Genomic DNA, 18,263 nt, shown 5'->3' with positions numbered 1-18,263 from the left:
GAATATAACTAATACATCAATTATTATTACTGATTTAGTGAGAAAATTTTTATTAACCATAAAATATCTAAATCCATTTTACTCAATCATAAATAAACCTTGGCTCTTTATTTTTGAATTATTAATTGGTTTTTTATATGTATTTCTGCTATCTTTATTTTCTATTTGGATAGTATTACATTCATTGGAAATAGATTTTTCTGAATTTAGTTCTGAGGACAATCGAAGTTTTCAATTTTCAATTATTATTTTACATACAGCAATTTATTTGTTTATAAGAGTTCATGGCCAGTATTGTAAGACAACTAAGCAAAAAATTAAAAAGCTGAAAATGAAGTTTTATTTATGGTTTTGTTCTATGATTGCAAGTATTGTATATATATTTGAATCACTCTTTAATTATATGAATGGAATCCAAGCAATTTATTTTATTTTTGTTTTAATGATTGCTTTAGAAAGAACAGTGACACATTATAAGAAATTTATAGATTTTTTAGAATGTGAAAATTTGTATGAAAAATATTTTTAGAGAGAAAAGTCTTTTGAAATATAAAAAGTTATACCTACTAAGTACTGATTGAGTAAAATTAACGCTATTCTTTCTCTATAATCATAGGCAAGAATAGCGTTTTTGTATGTTTATTTTTGTATTTGATTAACTACAACTATTTGTTCAAGAAATTCAAAGTTATTTATCTCCAAACATCTTAAGAAATCTTGCCAGAGAGCCTGGTTTCGTGCAACGAACCTGTAAATTCCAAACAAAAGGTTTACTCAGTTTATGAGTATGTATGGAAAAAGAAAGAGATTCAATAATAATTTTTTAGATATTAATTTATAAAGAAATTCATGTAATACAATATGAAATAATACATATTATAATTATTTATTAAGATAAAATGTTATATTTTTGGGTGGAATATATAAATGGAGGAAATGTAATGAACAAGAATTTAAAATTTACTCAAATGATGATCGGGATTAGTACGATGGCATTATCATTTGGAAGTATTCAAACACAGGTATCAGCAGAAGAAACAGCATCCTATAATATTTTACAGATGAAACCAATGGGGACAGAAACTTCAAAAGATGAAATTGTACATGCTATAACAGCGGACGAAACATTGACTTTTGAAGAGCGTTTAAAAGTAGGCGATTTTTCACAACGTCCTACTCTGGTTATGAAACGTGATGAAAGTCAATTAAAGCAAAGCTACACTCTGGCAGAACTGAATAAAATGCCTGATAGCGAACTCATTGATACGCTTTCAAAAATTTCTTGGAATCAAATTACTGATTTATTTCAATTCAATCAAGATACGAAAGCTTTTTATCAAAATAAAGAACGTATGAACATTATCATTGATGAATTAGGACAACGAGGAAGCACGTTTACGAAAGATAACTCAAAGGGCATTGAAACATTTGTTGAAGTATTACGTTCTGCTTTTTATGTGGGATATTATAATAATGAATTAAGTTACTTAAAAGAGAGAAGCTTCCATGACAAATGTTTACCAGCATTGAAAGCGATTGCGAAAAATCCAAACTTTACACTAGGTACAGCTGAGCAAGATAGAGTAGTAGCTGCGTATGGAAAATTAATTGGTAATGCCTCTAGTGATACTGAAACAGTACAGTATGCGGTAAATGTTTTAAAACAATATAATGATAATCTTTCAACGTATGTAAGCAATTATGCGAAAGGACAAGCCGTATATGAAATTGTAAAAGGAATTGATTATGATATACAGTCTTATTTGCAGGATACGCATAAGCAACCTAATGAAACAATGTGGTATGGAAAGATTGATAACTTTATAAATGAGGTTAATAGAATTGCTCTCGTCGGGAATATAACAAATGAAAATAGTTGGCTAATTAATAATGGCATTTATTATGCAGGTCGTTTAGGGACATTTCATAGTAATCCATACAAAGGATTGGAAGTTATTACACAAGCGATGAACTTGTATCCTCGTTTAAGTGGACCTTATTTTGTAGCAGTAGAACAAATTAAAACAAACTATGGTGGAAAAGATTATAGTGGAAATGCAGTAGATCTACAGAAAGTACGTGAAGAAGGGAAACGACAATACTTACCTAAAACATATACATTTGATGACGGATCAATTGTCTTCAAGACGGGAGATAAAGTAACAGAAGAAAAAATTAAGAGATTATATTGGGCAGCCAAAGAAGTAAAAGCACAATATCACCGTGTAATTGGTAATGATAAAGCACTAGAACCGGGTTACGCTGATGATGTACTAACAATAGTAATTTATAATAATCCAGATGAATATCAATTAAATAGACAATTATATGGATATGAAACAAACAACGGTGGAATTTATATTGAAGAGAAGGGGACCTTCTTTACATATGAGCGTACGCCAAAGCAGAGTATTTATAGTTTGGAAGAGTTATTCCGTCATGAATTTACTCATTATTTACAAGGAAGATATGAGGTTCCTGGTTTATTTGGAAGCGGAGAAATGTATCAAAATGAACGATTAACTTGGTTCCAAGAAGGGAATGCAGAATTTTTTGCAGGATCTACACGTACAGATAATGTTGTTCCGCGTAAAAGTATGATAAGTGGCTTATCATCTGATCCAGCAAGCCGTTATACAGCAAAGCAAACTTTGTTCTCAAAATATGGATCATGGGACTTTTATAAGTATTCCTTTGCACTACAGTCATATTTGTATAATCATCAATTTGAAACATTTGATAAGCTTCAAGATTTAATCCGTGCAAACGATGTGAAAAATTATGATTCATATCGTGAATCATTGAGCAACAATACACAATTGAATGCAGAATATCAAGCGTATATGCAGCAGTTGATTGATAATCAAGATAAATATAATGTACCGCAAGTAACAAATGATTATTTAATTCAACACGCACCAAAGTCGTTAACTGAAGTGAAAAACGAAATTGTGGATGTAGCAAATATAAAAGGTGCAAAAATTACAAAATATGAGTCGCAATTCTTTAATACATTTACCGTGGAAGGCAAGTACACAGGTGGTACATCAAAAGGTGAGTCTGAAGATTGGAAAACGATGAGTAAACAAGTAAATCGAACTTTGGAGCAGTTATCCCAAAAAGGTTGGAGTGGTTATAAAACAGTTACAGCCTATTTTGTAAACTATCGTGTGAATGCAGCTAACCAGTTTGAATATGATATTGTTTTTCATGGTGTTGCAACAGAGGAAAAGGAAAAAACAAATACTATAGTAAATATGAATGGACCATACAGCGGGATAGTAAATGAAGAGATTCAATTTCATAGTGATGGTACAAAAAGTGAAAATGGAAAAGTTATTTCTTATCTATGGAACTTTGGAGATGGTACAACAAGTACAGAAGCAAACCCTACCCATGTATATGGAGAAAAAGGAACATACACTGTGGAACTAACAGTAAAAGATAGTAGGGGAAAAGAAAGCAAAGAACAAACAAAAGTTACTGTAAAACAAGATCCGCAAACAGGTGAATCCCATGAAGAGGAGAAGGTACTCCCGTTTAATACGCTTGTAAAAGGAAATCTGATTACTCCTGATCAAACAGATGTTTATACGTTTAATGTTACAGATCCAAAAGAAGTAGATATTTCTGTGGTAAATGAACAAAATATTGGGATGACATGGGTACTTTATCATGAATCAGACATGCAAAATTATGTAGCTTGTGGTGAAGATGAAGGAAATACTATAAAGGGGAAATTCGTAGCGAAACCAGGCAAATATTATTTGAATGTTTATAAATTTGATGATAAAAATGGTGAATATTCATTATTTGTAAAATAAATTCATATCCGATATGTATAAATGCTTATCAAAAAACAGTTACTGTAATTAAAAAGGACAGTTGAATGAAATAAGACCGTTCCTAATTATAGGAACGGTTATAAACTTATCATGTGCTGGAGGTCAATCCGAATGGCATGGAATACCTTCTCTAAACAGTATAGACATGAAAATTAATGAGTATACGTAATGATGACAAACAACAAAACGAAACGGTTACGCTATATAAAAGCGTAACCGTTTCGTTTTGTGACAGTGGCTCATTTATTACATGATATAGGATCTCGTTCCTGAGGCTCTATTTTTTTAGTATAAATGAAACTCAAAAGAAAATGATGTAGTTGGATTAACGATTGCAGAGTTTTTACCATGTGGTGCTATTAATCTAAAGAACATATTATGTAAGTTAGATATTTTTAAATAATAGATAGAAATGGATCTATTTTTAAGCAGCTCTATTTTTATTTTCTAGATTTTTAAGTTGAGTTTTTTTGCCGTGAATTAACAGAAGGACAAACGCACATTATCTTTTTTACTTTTATGAATTCAAAATAATCTATTTAAAATATTTTTTAACATCATATATATATGAAATTGATCCCCATATAACACATTATTTTTCAGTAAACACTAAAAATTCACTCTTATGTAAATTTTTAGTGTTTATTATTTTTCTCAATTCTATAACTTTATTTTTGAATTATACTTAATGCGTAATCCAAAAATTAGGAAAGGAGCTTTGGAATAGGAAATTTATCTTAAATGTTTATTTAGAGGAGTGTTTTAAGAAATCAATGCAGGTAATGTGGTTCTAGATTAATTAGAAATAGATTTTGAAGTGTTACTATGCCTTTTTTGTATTCATCCAAAAATATGAGCAGCATTGTTTAAAATAAGTGTGCATTTAATAAATCTCTTTTTGACATGTGTGAGAAAACTGATATTTCGTATGTAAGTAATAACGAATTTGAACGAAAGGACTGATTTATATGAACAGAAGAAAGAATGATAGATTACAAAAAACAATAAAGGTGTTTGCGACATCTACTATTTTAGCAACCACGTTATTTGCACCTATTATGTCAAACAATTTAGAGGTACATGCTGAAACTGCACAAACTGTAACTCAATATGAACAAAGAGAGTTCGACCTTCCAGGTACAGGAAGTTTTTGGGATGAAGCAAAAAGAGAAAAAAGAAGTGAGCAAAAAAATTATATGCCAACAGGCATATATGTGAAACCTAATGAACAGGTTACTATTACAGTATCAGGAACGCAAAAAATTAGAGCCATTATTGGGACACATCAATATGATAAAGAATGGGGAAAAGAAATTGATCTTTCTCCTGGCTCTAATACTATTTCTTCACCAAACGGCGGCGTATTAGGGTTAGATAATTTTCAGAACACAGGAACAGTTAAGGTGCAGGTAACGCAAGGCGGTAGTCCTATTCCTTTCTTTGTATTAGGGAAACACACAAAAGAAGACTGGATTGCCATGATGAACAACTATCCAAATGCACATGCGGTACAATTGAAATCAGAACGAGCAGTACTAACTGTAACTCGTGATAGTGCCAATAAATATATTGTAAATCAAGATCCTGTGCCTCTATTAAATAAATATGATGAAATGATTCGGTCGCAAGACAAGTTAGCGGGGCTATCTGAGACAGATCCTAATCCTTTACATCGTTCAACTCGTCGTATTTGGGCCTTTGTAGAAAATCCTAACGCACAAAGTTGGGGCATGTATGCAAGTTGGGATGGAGCCGTCTTTACGACTGCTGGTGAAGCTATCAAAAGTACGTTAAATGTCAATGAGTTTGGATGGGGACAAATGCATGAAGCGGGACATGCACGACAACAATATCCATGGACGTGGAATGATTTAAGAGGTATGGGTGAAGTAACTAATAATCTATATTCTTTAGTTGCTGATAAGAAAATATACCCAAATAAACCAACACGTTTAGAATCAGAGGGCGATTATAATAGAGCCTTTGCGTATTTAAAACAAACGAATAAAGAATATAAAAATATTGACGACTTGTTTGTAAAACTTGTTATGCTTTGGCAGCTTCATTTAGCATATGGGGATGATTTTTATCCAAATCTTCACAAATTATATCGAGAGACACCAGAGGATCAACTTCCCAAAACAGATGAAGATAAAATACAAACATTTATTTACAATACATCGAAAATAGCAAAACAAAATGTACTACCATTTTTTGATCAATGGGGATTGAAAGCAACCCAAGAAACAAGACAAAAAGTAGAAGCTTTAAACAATCCAAAATTAATTGCACCTTTATGGGAAGCGACGGATACTAAACCTGTTAAACCACTTGCTGCATTGTCAAAAAAAATAATGAAGGCAAGTGCAAATAGTGAAGAATCATGGCGTGATCCAGCAAGTAACGCAATTGATGACAATCCAAATACAATTTGGCATACCCAATGGAGCGCACCAAATCAATATCCATACAATTTAACGTTAGATCTGGGTAAAACACAAACTATCACCCAAGTAGCATATCTTCCAAGACAAGATTGGTCAGAAAATGGTATTATTTTCAACTACAATATTTATACAAGCACGGATGGTTCTAACTATAAAAAAGTTACGTCTGGAACATGGGAAAATAATAGGACGAAAAAATTCGCAACATTCGACCCTATTTCTGCAAAATATGTAAAACTGGAAGTAACGAACGGATTTAATGGGTTTGCTTCAGCAGCTGAAGTAGATATTTTAGGATATTAATCATTTACACAAATGGCTGGAAGATTATAGCACATCGCTATCAAACTAAACAAGTGTATCTTTAAAACAAAAAACGCTATTCTTTTTGTAGAAATATACAGAAAGGATGGTGTTTTGTATGGATTCATCGGTTCAAGGTGAGGTTCATTTGCTCACCAAAGTACTGCAGCGATATCTAGCTTCAAATATTCTTCAACAACTTGCACAAAATATAGGTTTTGGAAACAGTGAAAGTTATTATGGCGCACAAGATTTAACAGTTTTATAATTTTACAACTATTCACTGGGCTATACCCCTACATGCACCTTGAGGCAGGGGTCTTCTTGGCTAAAATGATAAAGTCAGAGCATGCTTTGAACAGTCAGCATTATAGAGGTATAACAGACGACATTCATTTTAAAATCATATAATCGGATTCACTTTTATCTTTAATGTTGAAATACAAAAATAAACAGGGTCAGAAAAATAATAGATAAAACTTATCTGCATAATTTTTCCTAACCAAATTTTATATTTATTAATATTTAAAGACAACCTTTATAATCGAATATACATATCGAATAATATAATTAACTATTCTGAATCCTTTTGATAAATATGTTATAGCAGTCACCTTTTATTACCTAATGTGTTAATATATTTATATACAATTTATTAAATGTATTTGATAGGGGTGGAAATATGATTAAACTCAAGAAATTATCTACATTATTACTTGCAAGCGCTTTATTGATACTACCTACAAGTGCAAGTGCAGCAAATCTGTATGGTGTTGTGAGTAATAAATGGGATGGAATTGGCACTATTCAGGAAGCTGTAGGTATCGATGGGGATACTATTTTTGTTGGTAATTCTACTGATTTAGCTGTATTAAGCACTGAATCTGGTGGATCAATGGTTTCACATGAAAAGAACAAACCTTCTTTTCCTACAAAAGGCATTGTAAAAACATCTGATGGTAACTTTTTTATTGCGGGTACATCAGGAAAATGGAAAGTTGTAGATTCATCTGCAGGTTTAGTTGAACAAGGGCAACTATCGGATAAACGTAATCCGAGATTTGTTAAGAAACTATTGGATGGAAGGCTTTTATTAGTTTACGATAAAGGTTATTATACTATCCTTGATGGTGATTCTTATGGCGTAACACGAACAGGAAAATGGCCAAATGATTGGAATATTAACGATTCAATTCAGTTATGTGGACACCTGATCTTGATGGTAGGTGATAAAGGGAAATATCAAGTCATGTCACTAACAAATGGAAACGTCATCAACTTTGGGGATTGGGGATCAACAAAACATGATATTAAGTCAATTGACAGACTTTCTGATGGTACTATAATAGCTGTTGGAGAGGGTGCAAAATTCGCACTTTTTAATAAAGAAGGGGAAAAGATTGAGAGTTCAGAACTGACTGATCAAGAAAGTAAAAATTATAAATGGAATAAAGTGGTGGCCCTCAAGGATAAACATGCAATAGTAATTAGTTCCACTGGTCAGATGCTTTTGGTTCAGATTGATGGAAATAATAAAATTTCTGTTAAAGCAAAAACAAAATTAAATAATTATACTTCTAACGGCACTGTAGTAAAAATTAAAGAGAATCAAGTATTCGTTACCCTTGCTAGTGGTCGATATATGGTTTATCAAGCAGATTTATAAAAATTCGAATTCAATAGTAAAACATTTGAAATACAACAACTGTATTATTTATATAATCTAATTAAAACATAAAAATAACCAGGGGGATTATTTTGAAAAAAATATACTTATTTGTTGGTTTTTTGATGGGGTTTATAGTATTTAATTTGGATGGTATTAAAGTTGAAGCTGCTGAGTTAAATGTAGAACAAATAAAACATTTAGAGTCTTTAGGTTTCACTAAAGAAGAAATTTCGGACATGCCTGAAATGGAAATAATGAAAAACTTAGAAATTGATGGCCAAGTTGTAGCTACCAAAGAAAAGTTTATTAAAGTTACTGAAAATGGAGTTAATAATTCAAGTAAAGAAATTGAAATTGATAAGAACACGTATTTAAATGAAGTTCAACTAGAAGAAGCAAATAGAGTACAAAAAAGCAATGGTGTGGCAAAACTTTCTAGCGATACGAATACCACATCTTATAAAAAGGTTACAACTAATATTGTCTCTTTAAAAGCAAAACAAAAGTACAGGGTAAAAACTTCAATAGAATGGAGTGTTATGCCTAGTAATAGAAAAATAGATGTTATAGGTACAGGTGTTAACAGTTCTTTTTGGGCTCCTTCTCCAGGATCACAATATGGACAACAAAAATGGAAACTAAAGTATGATTGTAATAAAACTAAATCTAAGAATGCAACTTATACCAAGGACAGCAACAAATGGTCAAAAGGCCCTTCTGGCTATGCTTTAAATATTGATTTACCTAATAATGTTACTAAATCCTATGCTTGTTATAACGAAAAAGTACTAACTTTATCCGCATTCTCTTATTATACAGTTGATAAATTAGCATCTACTACCCAGATAGATGCTTATGGTAAGTACTTGCATCAAGAAACAACATTCCAAGTTTCTCCGTCTATATCGTTTTCACCTCTTACGTTTGGAGTTTCAGCTAGTCAATCTGATAAATTTACAGAAACTACTACACATGCACAAGTGAAATTCTAAAAACTTTTAAAAAGATTAGCATATATTGCAAGGAGTACGAGGTACAGCTCCTATAGAAAACAGAATGAAAGAAGTACGAAAATCTAGTTAACTTTCTGAACAAAGTTTTAGTTTTGTTTCAAATACTTAACTGAATTTGAAACAAAACTAAATAATAAAAAAAGAGAGCTATGCTCTCTTTTTTAGTGCCCAGAAAAACCTTATTAAATTTGGAGTATAACTAAAATGTAATTTAATTCTACATAAGTAACAAAAGATATTCATGAAGGATCTACTTTCTCGTCTAAATTGTTTAGAGATCCATGTCTTTGTACTTAGGGGTAGTGAAAATTCTTAAGTTGATGGGCATGTATAGTGCCCCCTATTATTAGATTCTCCAAAATAAATATCAAATCAATTATTTGTTGCGTCCCTTTTACAATTTACATCTCCCATGTCTTCTACTACAAATGTATTCTTTACAGTACCATTAGGTATACCAAGAGCTCTATTTGTATTGATAATAGTCCCTCTTGGAAATCTAGTCCAGAGTAAACAAGGCTCATATAGATGGATGTACTGCAGCAGTATTATATTGACGCGGTGTTTGTGAATCCCTTAGGAAATACAAATGTTAAAATTTGCGTGCTACTCCCTATATTAAAACCCTATAAATGTTAATATATATTATATATGGTATATATTCGCTTTATGAAAAAGGGGGAATATTATGACTGAAACAAACAAATCTTCAGGAATCTATTTAAAAGAAGCTGTGAAATTTTCTATTATAATCCCTGCACACAATGAGGAAAAGTATATTAGAAAATGTTTAGATTCGATTGCAAAAGCATCAGAAGCATATAAAGATCAAACGGAAGTTATAGTTGCTTTAAATCGTTGCACAGATAAAACAGAAGAAATAGCAAAGTCTTATAACTGTATTATATTAAACAACAACGATAAAAACTTATCCAAAATTCGAAATGCAGGAGCCGAAATAGCCAGTGGAGAAATAATCATTACTATAGACGCTGATACCCTAATGACAGAATCTATGTTGTCTAATGTAGATAAATATTTAGCTTCAGGTAAATACATTGGCGGTGGGGTAACTGGGAAGTTTGAAAGAATATCTTTAGGAATATTCGTTTCCGCAATGTTAAAAATAATCCCCTTACTTTTAATGTATGGAGCTGTAACTGTAGGGATTTTTTTGTGCTATAGAAAAGACTTTATGGCAATCAATGGATTTAATGAAAATATGCTTATGGCAGAAGATGCAGATTTTGCTAAACGATTAAAAAAATGGGGGAAACAAAATAATAAGAAATTCGGTACCATTAAAAATGGAATGATAACTTCATGCAGAAGATTTGATATATATGGTGATTGGGCTTTACTTAAAAATCCAAAAATAATCTTAGCCTATCTAAGAGGAAATGATAAAAAATACGCAGATAAAACATATTATGATAACCAAGAAAGATAAAGGCGGAGAATAACAAACAAATCATCGTCAAGTGAACTAGTAAACTAAAATAAATAAAATTCAGCCAAACTAAAAGAATCTTATTTATTTAGGATTCTTTTAGTTTGGTTGAGTGTAGATCATTAACCATATGCTGAAGGTATCAAAAATAAAGGTGTGAAAGAATTATGAAACAGTACGCTAATGCTGAAGAATTAATTAAATCAATCGATAAAGCTTATAAGAAATTTATTGAAGAATTTAAGGTGATTCCTGAAAATTTGAGGGGTAAACGTATCTCTGAAGTGGACAAAACTCCTTCTGAAATCCTTTCTTATCAATTGGGGTGGATTAACTTGTTATTATCATGGGAAAAAGACGAACAATGTGGACTTGACGTACAAACACCTACTCCGGACTACAAATGGAATAACTTAGGTGGGCTTTATCAATCTTTTTATGAGCAATACGGTAAGTTAACCTTAAAACAGCAAGAGGAAGAATTAACAAAGTTAGTTCAAATGTTAATTGATTGGATAAACAATCTTTCTGAAGTAGAATTATTTCAACCAGAACAAAGAAAATGGGCCACAACAAAAGCAAAGTGGCCTATTTGGAAATGGATGCATATCAATACGGTTGCTCCATTTACGAATTTCAGAACTAAAATACGAAAATGGAAAAAAACAGTCTTATAAGTGATTTAAGCAAAGTAGATATCCAGACATTTAGACGAAAGATAATAAAGTCTATTTCTTATATATGGGTTAGCTTCAGAAAAATGTGGATTTACAACGTTAAGGAAATTCTAATATAAAAAAGCCTAACTTCTCAATTTAATGTGAAGAAATAGGCTTTTTTTATTTAGTGATGAAACCCATTATCACATTTCGTATCATGTGGTATAGGCCCATCCAGGGAATCCAGAAAGGCAACAGTCTGTTTGAGGTTTCTCAAAAATAAATGCGCAAGATCCATGGAAAATCCATTTCGAACCACAACTCGCATAATTGTCACCGCTTCCATATCTGGAGGCAATGGATAGGCGGGTACTTGCCAACCGAACACACGCAATTGTCGAGATAAATCATAAAGATTCCAGTTTGATGTGTAGCCATCTTTCAGTCGCCAAGCGAAAACCGGAATATCCGACCCATCGGACAAAAGTTCAAACGGTTCCATCTTCTGAATGGCCTTGCTTAGAAAAAGAGCGACTTTCTGAGAAGCCTTTTGGACATCATAGTACCCACTTTTCCCTAAACGCAAGTAATTGTAATATTGCAGGAGCACTTGTGCGCCAGGACGAGAGAAATTCAGGGCAAAGGTCGGCATATTCCCGCCCAAATAGGAAACGCGAAAGATTAGATCCTCAGGGAGATCTTCAGCTTCCCGCCAAATTATCCAACCCAACCCAGGATAGACTAATCCATATTTATGTCCGGATACATTGATGGACTTTACCCTTGGTAATTGAAAATCCCAGACTAAATCTGGTTGAAGAAACGGTGCTATAAATCCTCCCGAAGCTGCATCCACATGCATGGGAATGTCAAGACCAGTCTTCGCCTGTAAATCATCCAATGCTTTCGCAATTGCAGCAACCGGTTCGTAAAGACCGGTATAAGTCTCACCGAGAATCGGTACCACACCAATCGTATTTTCATCCACGGCTGCGAGGACCCCCTGAGGATCCAATTGAGGATGTTCAGGGCTAATCTTCACATAGCGTGGTTCAATCTCCCAATAATTCGCGAATTTTTCCCAAACGACCTGAACAGCAGAACTAAACACAATATTAGGACGATCCACCGGCTTCCCTTCGCTTTTACGTGCATTTTGCCATCGTCGCTTTAAAGCAAGCCCACCGAGCATACATGCTTCTGACGATCCAGTTGTTGAAACGCCCATAGTCGTAAGGGGGCTTGGCGAATGCCAGAGGTTGGCTAAGATACGGACACACCGCTCCTCAATTTCAGCTGTCTGTGGATATTCGTCCTTGTCAATCATGTTCTTGTCGAATGATTTTGCATATAATTTCTCTGCGGCAGGCTCCATCCATGTACTAACGAATGTTGCAAGATTCAGGCGGGCGTTGCCATCAAGAGCAATTTCATCATGGACAATCTGATACGCTGTTTCTGGTAGCATGCCTTCATGAGACATATGAAAGCGTGGAACGACGGATTCTCCTTCGCGGGCAAACAGAGGATTTACAGAAAATTCGTGAGGCAGCTCTTTTTGAATGTGATGCGGTAGAGACAGTGGATTATCTGGCATGATCTCTTTTCCTTCGTATGCATCGTTTTGAACCGCTGCTTTTCGATCCCGTGGCATATAAGCACCCCTTAATTAATTGTTTAATAAACATATTATTTACAAAAAATCATTTGTTAAACCAAGGGGACAATTCTATTGAACGACTTAACACACTACCTACTTTAGCTTGGTTTTCGCAACTTCGGCAAGTGAGGGGCGATAGAACGTTGAAGATTTTACGGTTGCAACGTTTTTCTGCAACCAAGCTCATATCTTTAGTTTTCGAATAGCAATCTGTACAAGTAAATGATAGTAAACATGTTGGCCTATGCCAATTGACATACATAAACCGTTACTTCACTATCTATTACTTTTAAAAACAAAAAGAAGAAGACCATCCGTCAGTCCCATAAGCGTGTTCATCATAAAGAGCTTGAATCAGTTCTTTTACCTCGCATTTGAATCAGGATGATTGATTTAGTGTATCAATTAAAAGATAATGCAAAAATGTTTTTTATGGTTACTATTATATATGCCGTTTCTTTCACTGCAGTGGGGACTTGTATGGGATTAGGAAATTCATCCATAGCTGAATCGGATAGCCCTTTTGCATTTTCTTATCACTCTTATAATAATAACCATTTAGAAAAAGAACATTTTAAAAAAAATAGAAAGCGAACTCCATGGTGGTGAGTTTAATTTCAAACAGGTGACTTATTCAATAAAATAAATTCAAGATACTCTCTATAACAGTAATATATTATCAACCGTTATAAAATTAAGTGATTATAATAAGTTAGCTAAGGCATTTGGTTTTGAAAAAGAAAGCTTAAAAAATGAAAATGATAGTCTTGTCATACCTTCAAAAAAAGTTGCTAATTCAAAATCGAATCAAAATAGCTTTCAATTGTTGTATAGAGATATAAAAAAAGATATGCATGTAAATAAAATATTTACTCTGAAAGAATTACAAGATACAAGAGTAACGATAATTATTGTACCAGACGCTGTATATAATCAAATGATAGTGGATCCAGAGAATTATTATTTTGAATACATTATTAATGGTTTTATTGTGAAAGATTGGGAGAAAACAAAAAAAGTTGCGGAAAATATTGTAGCTGCTTTTCATAAGGATAATAAAGGTATAAATGAGCATATAATAGACAACGAAAAATATACATTTTCGACTTTAATTCTTACATGGATAGGGATGAAACAAGGTTTTGGACTTGCATCCATTATGAGTGTATTAATAGGCATTGTTTTCTTTACATTTGCTGCAAGTTTTTTATATTTCCGATTATACACAGACTTAGAACGAAATCAGCAGCAATATAAAATGATAGTAAAAGTTGGTTTAAGTAAACTCGAATTAAAGAAAATTGTGTCACGTCAACTTGTATTACTATTCTTTTTACCCATTGTAATAGCAATTACACATAGTGTCGTAGCTTTTATGGCCTTGCAAAAGTTAGCTGATTTTTCAGTCTTGGGTAGTTCCGTTATAGTATTGGTTTGTTTCTTAGTTTTACAAATTATATACTTCTACTTTGTTCGTGCTCAATATTTGAAAAAATGTATAAAACAATCATTTAATTCAATTCAAAAAAATAAAAATAAGGAGAATATAGAATGAAAAAAAGTTTTGGGTTATTAATAGTAGCTGGTATTTCGATTACCGTGTTAGGAGCCTGTTCATTATTTAGTACAAAAGACTCTCCAGCAAATGGAATTTCAATAGAAGTAGGAGCGATAAACGAACAAACAAGAAGCTCTATAATTGACTCATACAAAGATATAACAAGCTCACAAGACCTATATCAATTAAAAGAAGGGACGATAATAATAACAAGCTCGACATAAAGCTACCGACTAATTTGGGGGATTCTATGGATACTGCTACTAGTAATTTACTACTTATTAGTAGAACAACTGCTGAAAAAATGAATAAAAAGGGGCTTATACGCGAAAGAGATAATAACGAGGGGCTTACATCATCAGTCCCTATTGGTTCGTTACCAAAAATAGAAAAAGATGAAACTATCTTATTTGCAAATAAAGAATATAAAGACTTGAAAAAACTAACATTTGATCAGAAAAAAATGAATGTTCAATATGAAGGGGATGTATGGCTATCTCCGCATCGTGGTGGATCCAATGTAATCCTATTAATTGTAGAGGATACATTATTCAAAGAAATAAATGGGAAAGAAAAAACTAGACAGATTCTATTTTTTAATAAATCTTTTGGAAATCTTAATTTAGTCAATCAAGGGAAAGCACCAGAATTAAGTAAGGAAATAGCTAAAGTGAATACGACGTTAGGTACTGAGGACAAGAGAGCCGTGAATTTTATAAATATTACAGAAAAGTAAAAAAGTCTATATGGGTAGAATCGCATCACCATTAAATTAAGAAAAACAAATCTAACTATTAACGACTCGAAGTGATGAAAATAACACTTATACCCTAAGTAATTTTTGATATTTATTGATATAGAATCCTTATTATTAGGATTCTATTTTTTGTATCAAAAATCTATAAAGAAAAAAGGGAAAATCGGCGAAAACGAACTAAAAGGTATTTTAAATGTATTTTTTCAAAACACCACTTATTAATGATAACGTTTGCTAAATATATGCGCTTCTTAAGCTTGTAAGAAGCTTACAAACCTCCTTCTTCCAATGCAACTTAAGCGTAAATTAATTTTTTTTATAAATATGGAACAATGTCATTACTTACACTGTCTATTAAACGTTAAAACATTTTTTTATTTAATAAATTAAGAAAGGAATCATCATTTTTAACTAAGGGAGAAGATTGAATTGAAAAAATTATGGATGCTGCTTTTCTTTTGTTTTGCAGTTATCTTGGTAGGATGTAATAAAAACGAATCGCCAAAACAAGCATTTGAAGAATATATAAATTTATGGAATGATAGAAAATTTGCAAATATGTATGATTATTTATCAGATCATGCAAAAAAAACGATTTCTAAAAAAGAATTCACAGAAAAATATCAAAAAATCTATGAGGGGATTGGAGCTAAGAATTTAAAAGTTAAAATGAAAGGAGAGAATGCTAAAGATAAAGAAGTTTTTCTTTTTGAAGTTAAGATGGATACGGATGGAGGACCAGCTTCATTTATCCATGAAGCAAAACTTGTGAAAGAAAAAGAATCTTGGAAAATAGATTGGAAACCAGATTTCATTTTTCCAGGTATGAAAAAAGATTATAAAGTACGTATGCAAATAGAACAAGGAAAACGTGGGGAAATATACGATCGAAATGGGAAAGGTCTAGCAACGAATGGTAAAGCGACTGAGGTTGGGATTATTCCAGAGAAGTTAGGTGAAACGGCGGCGCAAACAAAAGAAATAGTTGCACAATTACTTGATATGTCTACGGAAGAGGTCGAACAGAAACTCACAGCGAAATGGATAAAACCAGACTCCTTTGTACCAATTGGTATTTTAAAAGAGGGAACTAGACAGAATGATTATATTGAATTAGAAGGAGTTTCATCTCGACCAGTAAATATTCGGACGTATCCATTAGGTGAAGCAGCGGCACACTTAACGGGATATATAGGAAAGGTGAATGCAGAAGAGCTAAAATCGCTTCAAAAAAAAGGTTATCAAGCAGATGAATTAATGGGTAAGACCGGTTTAGAGAAAGTATTAGAGAAAAAATTGCGTGGTGAAAAGGGTGGACGCGTATTTATAGAAGATGAGAGTGGAAAAGAGATTAAAAACGTAGCAAAAAAAGAAGCGAAGGCAGGGGAAAATGTTACGTTAACAATTGATGCTGCAATTCAAGAAAAAATCTATAATGAGATGAAAAATGAAGCAGGCTCTAGTGCAGCGGTCAATCCTAAAACAGGTGAAACAATCGCGCTTGTAAGTAGCCCTGCTTATAATCCAAATACAATAGTTAGAGGAGCATCAAAGGTCCAACGAGAAGCATGGAATAACGACTCGAAACTACCAATGATGAATCGCTTCACACAAGCATTTGTACCAGGTTCCGTATTTAAAACGATTACGGGTGCAATTGGTTTGGAAACAAACACAATAAAACCTAAGGAAGAATTTAATATTCAAGGATTAAAGTGGACAAAAGATTCCTCTTGGGGGAATTATTATGTAACACGTGTGAAGGATGCAAGTCCAATTGATTTTGACAAGGCAATGAAGTACTCTGATAATATTTATTTTGCTCAACAAGCTTTGAAAATGGGAAAAGATAAGTATGTAAACGAATTTAAGAAATACGGATTTCATGAAAAATTACCAATTGAATATGAATTTCCTATTTCAATCATTGCAAGAGACGGGATAAAAAATGATATTCAATTAGCAGACACGGGATATGGACAAGGACAAGTATTAATGACACCACTTCATTTAGCACTAACATATGCACCGATTGTGAATGAAGGAAATATCCCGTCGCCTCATCTATTAAAAGAAACAAAGGTAGCGGGAAATTGGAAAGAAAATGTGGTTTCTAAAAAGAATCAAGACATAGTAAAGAGTGCATTAATAAAAGTCATTAATGACTCTGATGGCGCAGGGAGAGTTGCAAAGGTTGATGGTATAACTCTTGCTGGTAAAACTGGTACTGCAGAACTGAAAGAGTCAAAAGAAGCAGACGGAAAAGAATTGGGATGGTTTGCAGCTTTTGATGCAAATGAGCCAGACATGATTGTAACCATGATGATTGAAGATGTAAAAGGAAGAGGAGGGAGCAATGTTCCAGGCGAAAAAGTAAAACATGTTTTTCAGAGATAATACCTTATTATAAGGTGAAATCTTCTAGTAAATTCACTATATGTTTGCTTAGCTCAAAGGTATAAATTGTGTGAAATATAGAACAAATATATTTAAAAAAGCATTCTTGCTAATCGAGAATGCTTTTTTACTGTGGTTAGAGAAAGTTGAGAACTCATCATTATTTGACATTGCTAATAGTAAATAGAAGAGTAAAACAAATTGAAATGGACAAGTTTTAAAATTGAACAAAACAGTTATTTAGTAAAACATAAATAGAGCACACAAATAAGCATGCTCTAAGAAAAAATGTGATATAAGTGGAGTGTTGCGTGAAATGCACAAATAATAATCAGATTTTTATGAGTGTATTTTTAACATTGTATGCTTTACTTGTTTTTTAGGAGCCTGTCATGTAAGAGAATTTTTCTATAAAAAAAGATAAACAATGGAACAAATGAAACTTGTATCTTGTCTATATATTGAAACCATAATAAAAGTGAGGGTAGTTTTACGTTTATTCAAA

10 protein-coding genes and 2 pseudogenes are annotated in these 18,263 nt (G+C 32.6%); 11 read left to right on the top strand and 1 reads right to left on the bottom strand.

Features of this window, described 5'->3' with window-relative positions:
• From DN390_RS30980 to DN390_RS17500, 8 genes are all read left to right on the top strand, one after another.
• Positions 1-529, top strand: a 529-nt coding sequence (locus tag DN390_RS30980; RefSeq protein ID WP_147807945.1) for a hypothetical protein, incomplete at its 5' end; no start/stop codon positions are given.
• A gap of 412 nt (positions 530-941) precedes the next feature.
• A complete protein-coding gene (colA, locus tag DN390_RS17525) occupies positions 942-3,824 on the top strand; it encodes a collagenase ColA (protein WP_147807944.1) in 2,883 nt (960 codons plus the stop codon).
• A 989-nt stretch (positions 3,825-4,813) separates the two neighbouring features.
• Complete coding sequence (locus DN390_RS17520) at positions 4,814-6,595, top strand: M60 family metallopeptidase (protein ID WP_147807943.1); 1,782 nt, start codon at positions 4,814-4,816, stop codon at positions 6,593-6,595.
• A gap of 118 nt (positions 6,596-6,713) precedes the next feature.
• Positions 6,714-6,863: a hypothetical protein gene (locus DN390_RS30690; protein WP_167498178.1), complete on the top strand. Its 150-nt coding sequence runs from the start codon at positions 6,714-6,716 to the stop codon at positions 6,861-6,863.
• A gap of 414 nt (positions 6,864-7,277) precedes the next feature.
• Entirely contained in the window at positions 7,278-8,261 is a 984-nt protein-coding gene (locus DN390_RS17515; RefSeq protein WP_147807942.1) for a hypothetical protein, read from the top strand.
• 92 nt (positions 8,262-8,353) lie between these two features.
• Positions 8,354-9,256 (top strand): hypothetical protein, encoded by a 903-nt coding sequence (locus tag DN390_RS17510; RefSeq protein WP_140969843.1) that lies wholly within the window; start codon positions 8,354-8,356, stop codon positions 9,254-9,256.
• 709 nt (positions 9,257-9,965) lie between these two features.
• Positions 9,966-10,727, top strand: a complete 762-nt coding sequence (locus DN390_RS17505) for a glycosyltransferase (RefSeq protein ID WP_147807941.1) — start codon at positions 9,966-9,968, stop codon at positions 10,725-10,727.
• Positions 10,728-10,894: 167 nt separating this feature from the next.
• Positions 10,895-11,404, top strand: coding sequence for a ClbS/DfsB family four-helix bundle protein (locus DN390_RS17500; protein ID WP_147807940.1), 510 nt, complete (start codon positions 10,895-10,897; stop codon positions 11,402-11,404).
• A gap of 166 nt (positions 11,405-11,570) precedes the next feature.
• Here the strand turns inward: DN390_RS17500 and DN390_RS17495 are convergent, their stop codons facing one another.
• Entirely contained in the window at positions 11,571-13,040 is a 1,470-nt protein-coding gene (locus tag DN390_RS17495; protein WP_147807939.1) for a glutamate decarboxylase, read from the bottom strand.
• 396 nt (positions 13,041-13,436) lie between these two features.
• Here DN390_RS17495 and DN390_RS17485 point away from each other — a divergent pair.
• From DN390_RS17485 to DN390_RS17475, 3 genes and pseudogenes are all read left to right on the top strand, one after another.
• Positions 13,437-14,601 (top strand): annotated as a pseudogene (locus DN390_RS17485) (ABC transporter permease); the annotation flags it as partial.
• A pseudogene (locus tag DN390_RS17480) lies at positions 14,598-15,340 on the top strand (lipoprotein BA_5634 family protein). The pseudogenes DN390_RS17485 and DN390_RS17480, both read left to right, overlap by 4 nt.
• Before the next feature lie 450 nt (positions 15,341-15,790).
• Entirely contained in the window at positions 15,791-17,758 is a 1,968-nt protein-coding gene (locus tag DN390_RS17475) for a penicillin-binding transpeptidase domain-containing protein (protein ID WP_147807937.1), read from the top strand.
• Positions 17,759-18,263 lie beyond the last annotated feature (505 nt).

Origin of the sequence: Bacillus sp. SH7-1, assembly GCF_008042405.1 — a bacterium.
Lineage (GTDB): Bacteria > Bacillota > Bacilli > Bacillales > Bacillaceae_G > Bacillus_A > Bacillus_A thuringiensis_N.
The sequence above is the reverse complement of the archived record's forward strand: the minus strand, read 5'-3'. Positions and strand labels throughout refer to the sequence as shown.